Source organism: Variovorax sp. 22077, from assembly GCF_052044195.1.
Taxonomy (GTDB): Bacteria; Pseudomonadota; Gammaproteobacteria; order Burkholderiales; family Burkholderiaceae_C; genus Variovorax; species Variovorax atrisoli.
This window is the reverse complement of record NZ_JBQEQC010000006.1, coordinates 188,305-199,814: the sequence shown is the minus strand read 5'-3', so window position 1 is coordinate 199,814 and position 11,510 is coordinate 188,305. Positions and strand designations below refer to the sequence as shown.

Here is an 11,510-nt window from a genome sequence, read left to right as displayed (position 1 = left end):
GAATCTTTGGTGTGGTGCCCTGCCGGCAGTCATGCCGTGAGCAGCCCCTTGCGGCGAAGCGCGTCGAGCGCGACCGCAACCTGCTGGCGCGCGAACTCCCTGACGGCCGCCGGATCGGTCAGCGGCTTTTCGTCCTTGACGAAGCGCAGCCTGTCGCTGCGCACCTCGGCTTCGAGATGCTCTGCCAGCGCCTCGTGCGAACGGGTGCCGTCGAGCAGCGGCAGCAGGCTGCGTTCCAGCAGCGACACCGTCACATGCTCATGCCACTGGTTGCAGGTGCTGGCGGCGGGACTGGCACCGGGCACGAGGGCCACCGCGCTTCGCACCGCGGACAAGGCCTGCGGCAGGCTGGAGACCGTTTCGGCGGTGCGCACCGGCGAGCGCCTGAACCGCAGGGCGCCAAGGATCAGCAGTTCCTCGACCATGGCCATCACGGCCGGCTCGACCGCCGCCGCAGGCTGCCCCACCAGCGCGGCCACCGCCTCGATGAGCGATCCGGCGGACATCGAGGCCGGATAGCGCGTGTCGAGCAGATGCGCCACCGCCTTGTGCACCGGCAGCCGCAGCGTCACCTTGAGGCCGCGCTGCGCATTGCAGGGCTGCTCGCGCGCATCGAGCGCGAGCGCAGAACCGTCTTCCGTCTTGAAGGCACCCGCGAGCTCGAGCTGGCGGATGCGCGCAGGCTCCAGCCTGTAGCGGACGCCCTGGGCGTGGGCCTGCCCGACCAGCAGCGTCTGGCGGAACGTGCGATTGACGAGGAAATCGAGGTACTGCTCCATGAGCACCTGGCTGCCCCCGCACTCGCGCAGCAGCGGATCGCGCACCTTCTCGCCGTAGTTCTGCACGAACATCGTCGACGGCTCGGCGTCGCACAGGTAGGCCAGGCCGCGGGTCTGCGCGCGCGCAACGAACTCCTTGAAATAGCACGGCGCGTTGCATGGCTCGAGGAACTCGTGCAGCAGGTAGGAGCTGTTGGCGTTGCGCACGATGGGCATCGCCTCTTCGAGCGTCTTCTTGAGCACGCTGTCGGCACGAGCCGACTGCTCGAGGAAGTCGAGCATGCCTCGCGCATAGGAGAGCTTTTCTTCCGGCGTATCGCGCGGGCCGCCGCGCAGGATCATCGCGTCGCGCACGATCTCGCGCGCCTTCCAGCCGGGGTAAACGTTGTAGCTGACGTAGGCCACGCCGTTGGGCGCGAGGTTCTCGCTGCAGATGCGCAGGATCGCGTCCTGCACCTCGCCTGGCACCCAGCTGTAGACGCCGTGGCAGACGATGTAGTCGAACTGCCCGAACGAGGCGTCGATCTCCGCCAGGTTGAACGCCTTGAGTTCGATGTTCGAAAGCCCCGCGCGCGCGATGGCGGCAGCGCCCTGGGCCACCTGCACCGTCGATAGGTCGACGCCGACCGCGCGCGCCTCGGGATGGCGCGCCGCGAAGGGAATCAGATTACCGCCGGCGGCGCAGCCGAGTTCCAGCACGCGGGCCGTCGCGGGAGGAGGAACGTCCAGACCGAAGAGAAAGGCCAGCGCTTCCAGGTGCTCCATCGCCGATTGCGGAAACGGATGCGAGTCGTAGGGCACCGTGTCGTAGTAGCTGGTCAACTCGGAAGTCAGGGAGTCCGGCACGGGCGTCCTTTTTCTTCGGGATCTGGGCAGGTGGCAGGAAGGAGCGCAGAGACGATCACAGACGGTGACTGCGATGTGACAGTGCTCGCCGACTATAGCCGTGACCACAGGCCATCGCGCAATAAAAAAGCCCGGCCAAATGGCCGGGCGTGAAAAGCCTATCTGCTTGGCATTGCGTCAAGGCCCCCGCACAGGTTGACCAGCGGGGGACGGTTTACCCGTCAAGGAGAAACTGGGATGGGAAGGACCGGGACCGGAAGAACATTCGCCGCATTCCTCGGGGCGGGCCACCGGGCGGAGCCAGTCTGCCGCGGCGTCTTCAGGCCACATCGCACGCAGGCGCGCGTCGCGCCACAGGGTTCGTGCGACGTCCTCGAGCTCGAGGGCGTCCACCGTGTGCCACCGCTGCTGCAGCCGGTGCGCGCAGGCGGCGATCCAGAGAGTGGCGGGCATGTTTTCCATGGGCGTAGTTTACTGTATATTCATACAGTCTTTTCAACAAGGAAGTCCGCCATGCCTGCGACCGACGAAACGACCCCACCGCCGAACTACCCGCTCAAGGAAGCGCTTGCCTGGATCTCGAAGTTCGCACATGCATGGAAGGCCATCGAGCCTTCACCCAGGAGCCTCAGCATCGACGGCTTCATCATCTGGGGACCCGTGCTCTACGAAAAGCACAAGGACGAAGATCCGGTCCAGCTCGCCAGGCAATTGTTCGGCCGGTCGGGCGAGTACTTCAGGTATCTCTACCCGGGCCGCGGGCGCAGCTCCAACGATCCCCGGTCTTAGAATGCCCCGATGATTTGGCGCACACTGCTTCCGCTCACCCTGGTCCTCGTCGCCGGCTGTTCCACTCCCCCGAACGAGGTGACGCAAGTCCGTGAAGGCGTGCTGCGCGCCATGACCTATGTCCAGGCATCAGACTATTGCGATGCGCGCGACAAGACGCCGCGCTGGCTGGGCAAGGCTCCTGCGGAACAGGGCGTCCTCTTCCAGTGCTATTGACAGCGCCTGCAGCGCCCGCCTGAGCTGACGTCGCCGGACGCGGCGCACGACTTCAAGCGCCCACGCGCCCGTTCTACACAAGCGGACGAATCCCGGAAGAAGACGCCTCCCTGTCATCCGAAAACAATTTGCTGACAACTACGCCGTGAGCAAGAAAGATGACCATCAAGGAGATTTGCCGGCTGCACGGGCTCAATCTCGAGCGAGGAAGCCGCGTATTGTGTGACGGCAGGCTCGGCACTGTAGCCGGCGCGAACGGAAGGTTCCTGCGAGTGAAATTCGACGGAAACCAGATCAGCAGCCCTTGTGATCCGCTCGACGTACAGCCGGTCGAACCAACAACCATAAGCTCCCCGATCGGCCCCGACCGGGGGCCAGCCGTTCTGGCCTGATCTCCCGATCGATGCCTACCAGCAAGTGCCTGGTCGTCACGCTGGGCACATACGAACTCAAGACCGTTCGCGCAGCTCGTCCCGCAGCGCCTTGATCTGGTCATGGTTGCGCTGGGCGCCCTCAGCCTGGCGCTCGACCACCCGCGCACTCCCGGCGGATTCGGTGCCTTCAGCGCCTTCCGATAGCGGGCCGCCGCAGCGGCAGCGCATTGCGACGCACGATCGCGAAAGACCTGCTTGAGCTGCGTCGGGTCCACCTCGGCGGGGCAGCGAACCGCCCCGCCCACCATCGCTCAAGCCACCTCGACGTTGATGCGCCTGGGCTTCGCGTGCTCGGCCTTGGGGATCCGCAGCTTCAGCACGCCCTGCGCAAGCTCCGCGGACACCTTCTCGGTGTCCAGCTCCTTGCTGAGCGTGAAGACGCGCTGGAACCGCCCGAGGCCGACTTCCGTATGGCTGGTTTTCAGGCCTTCGGGCACGGTCAGGCTCGACTCGGCCTCGATGGTCAGGGTCTCCGCTTCAACGTGGAGGTTCAGGTTCTCGCGCGAAACCCCTGGAAGGTCGGCATAGAGCGTGATGCCTCCCGCATCTTCGATCACGTCGACAGGAGGCGTCAGCGCGGCGCTGCCATAGCGCGGAGCCTTCTTCGGCTCGTGGTTCTCCGGCATGCCGGAGGAACGGGTCTGGATGTCGTTGCTCATGGTGTTCATCTCCTCGATATCACTGGACAGCGATCACTGGACGGCGATGCGGCGCGGCTGGGCCGATGCGCGGCGGCGGACGGTGATGTGCAGCAAGCCGTCGCGCAGCTTGGCATCGACCGCCTCGGGGTCCGCATCGTCGGGCAGCGTCAACATGCGGCGGAACGAACCTTCGAAGCGTTCGTTGATGTGCACGGCCGCCTTCGCATCCGCTTCGGGCAGCACGCTCTTGCGCTCGCCGGCGATGGTCAGCAGGCCGCGCTCGAGATGGACCTCCAGCGTGGACGGATCGACGCCGGGAGCGAAGGCATAGATTTCCACCGCCTGCGGCGTCGCACCGACATTCAGCGCGGGAAACCCGTTGCTGCCGAAGCCCCGGATGGTGGGTGCAAGATCGAATGCCTGCCGCATGTCTCGCTGCAGACGGTCCATTTCCGCGAGCATGTCGCGCGGGAAGAAAGCTCGGTACATGGCTGAACCTCCAAAAATCTGGAACCTGTGAAAACCTGGGGAAGGGCCGGAGCCCTCACTGGGGCAGGCGGGAAGCGCTGGCAGCCTGCGAGGAGCCGCGGGCGAACGAGCGCAGCCGTGCGGTGAAGCGCGGCGAACGGCTTCGCCAGCGCGGAGCGCGTGAGTCCGGATAGTTGAATTTCGCCAGTTCCTCGCGTCCCTTCTGGGTGATGGCAAGCACCTGCGCAGCCGAGGCCGCACCAGACAGGGAAAGAGGATCCGAAGGCGACGGCACGAGGGCGACGACGAGCCCGGCGGCGCGCAGTACCCTGACCTGGTCGATGTCTTCAGTGCGATAGAACGTGACAGGTAGGCGGGAGCCGGCGATTTGCTTGAGCAAGTTCATGGTCATTGCATTACCTCCTTTTCGGTCGACCAATTTCCGACGGAGGTGAAGATAGGCGGCGCCTCGCCGTTTTCAAGAGGGAATTTCTCGACGCCCGGGCCCAAGCACGAAGGCCGTGCAGGGACGATGACCCACGCGAAAAAAGCCCGGCCGCTCGGGCCGGGCTGAGGTTTACAGCAAGCCTACGGGGAGACCGCAGGGAGCCAGAATCTACGACAAGGTTCGTGCCCGCGGTGTCGGACAAATCCGACTCCGGCAACGTGCGCCCTGCATGGCGCGACCGCTGGAAGGCAACGGCTCGAACTGACGAACATCTCGGCTTTACCTGAGCAACTTCTGCGGCGCCGGCCGACGCACGGGCGCCGCCGATGCGGTCAACCTTCGCGGCAAAACGCATAACAACTTGAAGGACCATGGACCAGCTCTTCGCCCGCTTCGCCAATCGGATCGCCCACATCGCAGGAAGTCCGATCACCTTCCTGGCGTGCGTGGCCATCGTCGTGGCATGGGCGATTTCGGGACCGTTCTTCGGCTTCTCGGAGACTTGGCAGCTGCTCATCAACACCGGCACCACCATCGTGACCTTCCTGATGGTGTTCCTGATCCAGAACACCCAGAACCGCGACGGCGTGGCGCTGCAGACCAAGCTCGACGAACTCATCCGCTCGTCCGACGCCCAAGACGAATTCATGGGCATCGAGAAGCTCACCGATCAGGAGCTGAGCGTCCTGCACCAGAAGTGCGAAGCAGCGGCAAGGAAAAGCCACGCGACGCTGGAGCGCACCCGTGCCGAACGCCGCCGGCGGGGGCACGGAAAAGAAGATTCAGAGGCGAAATAGCCGAGGGAGAACGTCCAAGTGAAAAGGGCGTTCACCGGACCTCGGTGAACGCCCTCGGACGTCATGTTGGTGGAGCTGGGGGGATTTGAACCCCCGTCCGCAAGCCTTCATCGCGCAGTTCTACATGTTTAGTGATCTGTTTTGAGTCTCGCTTCCGGAGTCGCGCAGTCACACGCTAAACCGGACGCCAGTACCCTATTTTCTCGCCCCGACCCAAGGTACCCGGATCGGAGCCAGCCCATGTAGTTATCCTTGCAGCCGGGAGGTCAGGATTGCTCCAGACCCCCTTGCCCAGCCCATCGGCCAACTGTTGCAAGGCTCACTGGCAATTAAGCAGCGAGTGCGAAACGTTCGTCGTTTGCAGTTAGTTTGTTTGAATCTGTTTTACGAGCGCATTCAGCTCGACATGCCCCGCTGCGACTCCGAACCCACGTCGAAACCAGTGCAGCCCCTGGAGAACGTATTTTAGGCGCTAATGAGCAACTTCAAGAGCTCAAGGGGTGAAGAGATCGATGCGTCGGCCTGCCAAAGCGTCGAATCGGCCTGCGAGCCCATGTAGCCGTAGGTTGCCGCAACCGTGCGCATTCCCGCGGCGCGGCCCGCGATGATGTCGCGCTCGTCGTCGCCGACGTAGATGCAGGCGTCGGAAGGCACGCCGAGCCGGCGTGCAGCCTCGTGCAAAGGCTCGGGATGCGGTTTCGCGAACGGCGTGGTGTCGCCGCTCACGACCGCGCCGGCAGTGGCGAAGAGCGGAAGGGCCTGGGTCAGCGGATCGGTGAAGCGCATCGACTTGTTGGTAACCACGCCCCACAGAAGGCCACGCTCCCGCAGCGCCTCGATCAGCGCCTGCACTCCATCGAACACCTGCGTATTGAGGAGCATGCGGCGCTCGTAGGCTACGAAGAACTCTTCGCGCAGCTCGGGGAACTCCGGCGACTCGGGCGTGATGCCGAACGCCACGCCCAACATGCCGCGCGCCCCTGCCCCGGCCATGGGACGATAGCGCTCCAGCGGATAGGAATCGAGGCCGCGGTCGGTGCGCATCTTGTCGGCGGCGGCGCCGAGGTCGGGTGCACTGTCGATCAGGGTGCCATCCAGGTCGAACAGCACGGCCCTTGTTTCGCGGCCGATCATTCCTGCGGCCCAGGCTTTTGCGTGGCGAACATGTAATTGACGCTGGTGTCGTCGCTGAGCCAGTAGCGGCGGGTCAGGGGGTTGTGTTCCATCCCTCGCGTATGGCGAAGATCCAGGCCGGCCGCCCGGCAGTACCCGGCCAGCTCGCTGGGCCGGATCAGCTTTGCATATTCATGGGTACCGCGGGGCAGCATGCCGAGCACGTATTCCGCTCCCACGATCGCCAGCATGAAGGACTTCAGGTTGCGGTTGATCGTCGAGAAGAACACCCATCCACCCGGCTTCACGAGCGCAGCGCAGGCCTGGATCACCGAAGCCGGCTGCGGCACATGCTCGAGCATCTCCATGCAGGTCACGACGTCGAAACTGCCCGGCTGCTCGGCAGCCAGCGCCTCCGCACTGATCTCCCGGTACTTCACTCCCCGGGTGCCAGCCTCGAGCGCATGCAACTGGGCGACCTTGAGCGCCTTGCCGGCGAGATCGATGCCCAGAACGTCAGCCCCTTTGCGGGCCATCGAATCCGCCAGGATTCCGCCGCCGCAGCCGATATCGAGCACACGACGCTGCGAAATCGGCGCAATACCGTCAATCCATTCCAGACGCAATGGATTGATTTCATGCAGCGGCCGAAATTCACTTTCCAAATCCCACCAGCGATGTGCGAGTTCTGAAAACTTGGCCAGTTCGGCCGGATCGGCATTCAGGTTTTCTGTCATGAAGCGATTATGAAACGGTCGATGTCCGATAAACACCGCAAGCCTTTGCCGAAGATCAATCGCGAATTCGGCAGCCATAAAAAAACCCCGCCGAAGCGGGGTTTCATTGTCGATGGAATCGATCGATTAGTTGGCGCGGGTGCCGACCACTTCGATTTCCACGCGACGGTTCTTGGCGCGGCCTTCCTTGGTGCGGTTGTCAGCCACAGGCTGCTTCTTGCCCTTGCCTTCGGTGTAGACGCGGTTGCGTTCGATGCCCTTCGAGACCAGGAAGGCCTTGACGGCTTCGGCGCGACGCACCGACAGACGCTGGTTGTAGGCGTCGGTACCGATCGAGTCGGTGTGGCCGACAGCGATGATGACTTCCAGGTTCACGCCACGAATCTTCTCGACCAGGTCGGTCAGCTTGGCGCGGCCTTCGGGCTTCAGAACCGACTTGTCGAAGTCGAAGAAGGCGTCAGCAGCGAAGGTCACCTTCGAAGCGGCGACTTGCGGAGCGGGCGGGGGGGTCGGGGCGCCAGGAGTCGGGGTGGCAGCAACCGGAGCTGCAGGAACCAGAGCACCGTCGCAACCAGCGGCAGCCGTAGCAGGCGTCCAGTTGGCATCGCGCCAGCACAGTTCGTTCGTGCCGTTCTTCCAAACCAGTTCGCCGGTGCCGTTTTGCCAGTTGTCGATCGTAGGACCGCCGTCCGCAGCGGTGACACGGGTCTGCGCGCCGGCGGCAGTGGCGAGCGCAGCGACTGCAAACATCATCGCCACTTTATTCAGTTTCTTCATGGTTCTCCTCTTGGGGAAAAAGCCGCAGCCGCGCTGCGAATCAAGGACGCTTTAAGTGACCACCACCCAAAACGTTGAGGCGATTGTGCCATAGGGTCTTTGGCAAACAGCCCGCGGGACGGCCCGGAAGCGTAGGACGGAGGCGGAATAGGCGCCTTGTGTTGCGGCGGTGCGACACCCCTCACAGCGTAAAATTTCGCCTTCCTGCCGCCAGTCCCTTGCTCATGACCTCCTTCGCAAAAGAAACCCTGCCCATCAGTCTCGAAGAGGAAATGCGCAGCAGCTACCTCGATTACGCCATGAGCGTGATCGTGGGCCGAGCACTCCCCGACGCCCGCGACGGCCTCAAGCCAGTGCACCGCCGGGTGCTGTACGCGATGCACGAGCTGAACAACGACTGGAACCGCCCGTACAAGAAGTCGGCCCGTATCGTCGGCGACGTGATCGGTAAGTACCACCCGCACGGCGACCAGTCGGTCTACGACACCATCGTCCGCCTGGCCCAGGACTTCTCCATGCGCCACATGCTGGTCGACGGCCAAGGCAACTTCGGGTCCGTCGATGGAGACAACGCGGCCGCAATGCGGTATACGGAAATCCGGCTGGCGAAAATTGCGCACGAAATGCTGGCCGATATCGACAAGGAAACCGTCGACTTTCAGGACAATTACGACGGCTCCGAAAAAGAGCCCAAGGTGTTGCCGAGCCAGCTGCCGAATTTGCTGGTCAATGGCTCCGGCGGTATTGCGGTCGGCATGGCCACGAATATCCCGCCGCACAACCTGAACGAGGTGGTGGACGCCTGCCTGCACCTGCTTCGCAACCCCGAAGCCAGCATCGACGAGCTGATGGAGATCGTCCCCGCCCCCGACTTCCCCACCGCCGGCATCATCTACGGCATCAATGGCGTGAAGGACGGCTACCGCACCGGCCGCGGCAAGGTCGTGATGCGCGCCAAGTGCCACTTCGAGGACATCGACCGCGGCCAGCGCCAGGCGATCATCGTCGACGAGCTCCCCTACCAGGTCAACAAGAAGACGCTGCAGGAGCGCATGGCCGAGCTCGTGCACGAAAAGAAGATCGAGGGCATCAGCCACATCCAGGACGAGTCCGACAAGTCGGGCATGCGCCTGGTCATCGAGCTCAAGCGCGGCGAAGTGCCCGAGGTGGTGCTCAACAACCTCTACAAGCAGACCCAGCTGCAGGACACCTTCGGCATCAACATGGTGGCGCTGGTCGACGGCCAGCCGAAGCTTTGCAACCTGAAGGACCTGATCGAGGTCTTCCTGCAGCACCGCCGCGAAGTGGTCACCCGCCGCACGGTCTTCAACCTGCGCAAGGCGCGCGAGCGCGGCCACGTGCTCGAAGGCCTGGCGGTGGCGCTGGCGAACATCGACGAGTTCATCCGCATCATCCGCGAATCGCCCACTCCGCCGGTCGCCAAGGCCGAGCTCATGACGCGCAGCTGGGACAGCAAGCTGGTGCGCGAGATGCTCACGCGCACGCGCGCCGACGGCGGTGTGGTCAACGCCGACGACTACCGTCCCGAGGGCCTCGAGCGCGAGTTCGGCATGGGCAGCGACGGTCTCTATCGCCTCTCGGAGACGCAGGCCCAGGAAATCCTCCAGATGCGCCTGCAGCGCCTGACCGGCCTGGAGCAGGACAAGATCGTCGCCGAGTACAAGGAAGTGATGGCCGAGATCGACGACCTGCTCGACATCCTGGCCAAGCCCGAGCGCGTCTCGACCATCATCGGCGATGAACTCGGCACCCTCAAGCAGGAGTTCGGCCAATCGAAGATCGGCGCGCGCCGCAGCCAGGTGGAGCACAGCGCCTACGACCTCTCGACCGAGGACCTGATCACGCCGACCGACATGGTGGTCACGCTCTCGCACAGCGGCTACATCAAGAGCCAGCCCCTCGGCGAATACCGGGCACAGAAGCGCGGAGGCCGCGGCAAGCAGGCCACCGCCACCAAGGACGACGACTGGATCGACCAGCTCTTCATTGCCAATACGCACGACTACATCCTCTGCTTCTCGAACCGCGGCCGACTCTATTGGCTCAAGGTCTGGGAGGTGCCGGTGGGATCGCGCGGCTCCCGCGGCCGACCGATCGTCAACATGTTCCCGCTGCAGGAAGGCGAGAAGATCAACGTGGTCCTGCCGCTGACCGGTGAGAAGCGCAACTTCCCGGCCGATCAGTACGTGTTCATGGCGACGTCGATGGGCACGGTCAAGAAGACCGCGCTCGACGAGTTCAGCAACCCGCGCAAGGGCGGCATCATCGCGGTCAACCTCGACGAGGGCGACTACCTGATCGGCGCCGCACTCACCGACGGCAAGCACGACGTGATGCTCTTCAGCGACGGCGGCAAGGCCGTGCGCTTCGACGAGGAGGACGTCCGTCCGCTGGGCCGCAATGCACGCGGCGTGCGCGGCATGTCGCTCGAGGCCGGACAGGGCGTGATCGCGATGCTGGTGGCCGAGGACGAGCAGCAGAGCGTGCTCACGGCCACGGAAAATGGTTACGGAAAGCGAACAAGCATTACCGAATACACCCGTCATGGGCGGGGAACCAAGGGCATGATCGCGATTCAACAGAGTGAGCGCAATGGCAAGGTCGTTGCCGCCACTCTCGTGCATGCGGATGATGAGATCATGCTCATCACCGACAAGGGCGTGCTGGTGCGCACCCGGGTTGCCGAGATTCGTGAACTGGGTCGCGCGACGCAAGGCGTCACGCTGATCGGGCTCGACGAAGGCGCCAAACTCAGCGGGCTACAACGTATCGTCGAAAACGACGCGAACGGCGAATCCGAGCCTGAAGCAGACGATACTTCCTCATCTTCAACGGAGAATCCTCAGTGAAAAAAATCAAACTCGCACTTCTGACGGTCGCCCTGGCAAGCAGCTCGATGGCCGCCCTGGCCCAGGACAAGGCCACGCTCATCAAGCAGTTCATCGACATCCAGCGCCCCGGCATCGAGTCGCTGGCTCGTGGCCTGGTCGAGCAGTCGAGTGCCCCGATCGCGCAGGCGGGTTCGCAGTACCTGCAGACGCAAGTGCCCGAGGCCAAGCGCGAAGCCGCCGCCAAGGCCGCCGACGCCGAGCTGAAGAAGTACTTCGACGAGACCTACCCCATCGTCCGCGACAAGGCCGTGCAACTGGCCCCCGGCGCCCTGACCCCGCTGATGGAACAGAACTTCAGCGAAGACGAGCTCAAGCAGTTGCTGGCCTGGATCAACTCGCCCCTGAGCAAGAAGTACCAGGAACTGAATCCCAAGATGCAGACCGCCCTGACGGAAAAGCTCGTGTCCGAGACGCGTGCCACGGTCGAGCCCAAGATGCAGGCGCTCGACACCGCCGTCGCCAAGGCCCTCGGCGCACCGACCGACGGTGGCGCAGCCCCCGCCAAGGCACCTGCCAAGGCCCCAGCAAAGAAGTAAGAGAAACGTGACCCAGC

General features: G+C 63.9%; 13 protein-coding genes and 1 other RNA gene. 6 read left to right on the top strand and 8 right to left on the bottom strand.

Annotated elements, in window-relative coordinates:
- Window positions 1-29: 29 nt before the first annotated feature.
- A complete protein-coding gene (locus ACTJLF_RS10985) occupies window positions 30-1,625 on the bottom strand; it encodes a methyltransferase regulatory domain-containing protein (protein WP_440883058.1) in 1,596 nt (531 codons plus the stop codon).
- Between the two features lie 513 nt (window positions 1,626-2,138).
- Between ACTJLF_RS10985 and ACTJLF_RS10980 the strand changes: the two genes are divergently transcribed.
- The 3 genes from ACTJLF_RS10980 to ACTJLF_RS10970 all read left to right on the top strand — a co-directional run bounded on the left by ACTJLF_RS10980 (window position 2,139) and on the right by ACTJLF_RS10970 (window position 3,022).
- The gene (locus tag ACTJLF_RS10980; RefSeq protein WP_019654781.1) at window positions 2,139-2,414 is read left to right on the top strand and encodes a hypothetical protein; all 276 of its coding nucleotides are present in this window, start codon (window positions 2,139-2,141) and stop codon (window positions 2,412-2,414) included.
- A 9-nt stretch (window positions 2,415-2,423) separates the two neighbouring features.
- Entirely contained in the window at window positions 2,424-2,630 is a 207-nt protein-coding gene (locus tag ACTJLF_RS10975; RefSeq protein WP_019654780.1) for a hypothetical protein, read from the top strand.
- Between the two features lie 158 nt (window positions 2,631-2,788).
- Window positions 2,789-3,022: a hypothetical protein gene (locus ACTJLF_RS10970; protein WP_440883057.1), complete on the top strand. Its 234-nt coding sequence runs from the start codon at window positions 2,789-2,791 to the stop codon at window positions 3,020-3,022.
- Window positions 3,023-3,315: 293 nt separating this feature from the next.
- Here the strand turns inward: ACTJLF_RS10970 and ACTJLF_RS10965 are convergent, their stop codons facing one another.
- From ACTJLF_RS10965 to ACTJLF_RS10955, 3 genes are all read right to left on the bottom strand, one after another.
- Window positions 3,316-3,690 carry an Hsp20/alpha crystallin family protein gene (locus ACTJLF_RS10965; RefSeq protein WP_051127589.1) on the bottom strand — a complete coding sequence of 125 codons (375 nt, stop codon included), beginning with the start codon at window positions 3,688-3,690 and terminating at the stop codon, window positions 3,316-3,318.
- Window positions 3,691-3,756: 66 nt separating this feature from the next.
- Complete coding sequence (locus ACTJLF_RS10960; protein ID WP_132754570.1) at window positions 3,757-4,194, bottom strand: Hsp20/alpha crystallin family protein; 438 nt, start codon at window positions 4,192-4,194, stop codon at window positions 3,757-3,759.
- A 55-nt stretch (window positions 4,195-4,249) separates the two neighbouring features.
- The gene (locus ACTJLF_RS10955) at window positions 4,250-4,585 is read right to left on the bottom strand and encodes a hypothetical protein (protein WP_126185469.1); all 336 of its coding nucleotides are present in this window, start codon (window positions 4,583-4,585) and stop codon (window positions 4,250-4,252) included.
- 407 nt (window positions 4,586-4,992) lie between these two features.
- On the opposite strand from ACTJLF_RS10955, the gene ACTJLF_RS10950 reads away from it, so the two are divergent.
- Window positions 4,993-5,418, top strand: a complete 426-nt coding sequence (locus ACTJLF_RS10950) for a low affinity iron permease family protein (RefSeq protein WP_019654776.1) — start codon at window positions 4,993-4,995, stop codon at window positions 5,416-5,418.
- Between the two features lie 67 nt (window positions 5,419-5,485).
- On the opposite strand, the gene ssrA is transcribed toward ACTJLF_RS10950, so the two are convergent.
- From ssrA to ompA, 4 genes are all read right to left on the bottom strand, one after another.
- Window positions 5,486-5,870: a transfer-messenger RNA gene (gene ssrA, locus ACTJLF_RS10945) on the bottom strand.
- A 13-nt stretch (window positions 5,871-5,883) separates the two neighbouring features.
- The gene (locus ACTJLF_RS10940; protein ID WP_184605524.1) at window positions 5,884-6,552 is read right to left on the bottom strand and encodes an HAD family hydrolase; all 669 of its coding nucleotides are present in this window, start codon (window positions 6,550-6,552) and stop codon (window positions 5,884-5,886) included.
- Window positions 6,549-7,268 (bottom strand): bifunctional 2-polyprenyl-6-hydroxyphenol methylase/3-demethylubiquinol 3-O-methyltransferase UbiG, encoded by a 720-nt coding sequence (gene ubiG / locus ACTJLF_RS10935; RefSeq protein WP_019654774.1) that lies wholly within the window; start codon window positions 7,266-7,268, stop codon window positions 6,549-6,551. The genes ACTJLF_RS10940 and ubiG overlap by 4 nt, the downstream gene beginning before the upstream one ends.
- A 126-nt stretch (window positions 7,269-7,394) precedes the next feature.
- Window positions 7,395-8,045 (bottom strand): outer membrane protein OmpA, encoded by a 651-nt coding sequence (gene ompA / locus ACTJLF_RS10930; protein ID WP_019654773.1) that lies wholly within the window; start codon window positions 8,043-8,045, stop codon window positions 7,395-7,397.
- 224 nt (window positions 8,046-8,269) lie between these two features.
- Here ompA and gyrA point away from each other — a divergent pair, with 224 nt between their 5' ends.
- Window positions 8,270-10,915, top strand: coding sequence for a DNA gyrase subunit A (gene gyrA / locus ACTJLF_RS10925; RefSeq protein ID WP_126185467.1), 2,646 nt, complete (start codon window positions 8,270-8,272; stop codon window positions 10,913-10,915).
- Window positions 10,912-11,493 carry a DUF2059 domain-containing protein gene (locus tag ACTJLF_RS10920; RefSeq protein WP_019654771.1) on the top strand — a complete coding sequence of 194 codons (582 nt, stop codon included), beginning with the start codon at window positions 10,912-10,914 and terminating at the stop codon, window positions 11,491-11,493. Before gyrA ends, ACTJLF_RS10920 begins: the two co-directional genes overlap by 4 nt.
- Window positions 11,494-11,510: the final 17 nt, after the last annotated feature.

Bases quoted from the DNA above. Each gene is read 5' to 3' on its own strand.
- ubiG (WP_019654774.1), bottom strand. From the start codon at position 7,268: ATGACAGAAAACCTGAATGCCGATCCGGCCGAACTGGCCAAGTTTTCA.
- ACTJLF_RS10955 (WP_126185469.1), bottom strand. From the start codon at position 4,585: ATGACCATGAACTTGCTCAAGCAAATCGCCGGCTCCCGCCTACCTGTC.
- gyrA (WP_126185467.1), top strand. From the start codon at position 8,270: ATGACCTCCTTCGCAAAAGAAACCCTGCCCATCAGTCTCGAAGAGGAA.
- ACTJLF_RS10975 (WP_019654780.1), top strand. From the start codon at position 2,424: ATGATTTGGCGCACACTGCTTCCGCTCACCCTGGTCCTCGTCGCCGGC.
- ompA (WP_019654773.1), bottom strand. From the start codon at position 8,045: ATGAAGAAACTGAATAAAGTGGCGATGATGTTTGCAGTCGCTGCGCTC.
- ACTJLF_RS10960 (WP_132754570.1), bottom strand. From the start codon at position 4,194: ATGTACCGAGCTTTCTTCCCGCGCGACATGCTCGCGGAAATGGACCGT.
- ACTJLF_RS10940 (WP_184605524.1), bottom strand. From the start codon at position 6,552: ATGATCGGCCGCGAAACAAGGGCCGTGCTGTTCGACCTGGATGGCACC.
- ACTJLF_RS10965 (WP_051127589.1), bottom strand. From the start codon at position 3,690: ATGCCGGAGAACCACGAGCCGAAGAAGGCTCCGCGCTATGGCAGCGCC.
- ACTJLF_RS10980 (WP_019654781.1), top strand. From the start codon at position 2,139: ATGCCTGCGACCGACGAAACGACCCCACCGCCGAACTACCCGCTCAAG.
- ACTJLF_RS10970 (WP_440883057.1), top strand. From the start codon at position 2,789: ATGACCATCAAGGAGATTTGCCGGCTGCACGGGCTCAATCTCGAGCGA.
- ACTJLF_RS10950 (WP_019654776.1), top strand. From the start codon at position 4,993: ATGGACCAGCTCTTCGCCCGCTTCGCCAATCGGATCGCCCACATCGCA.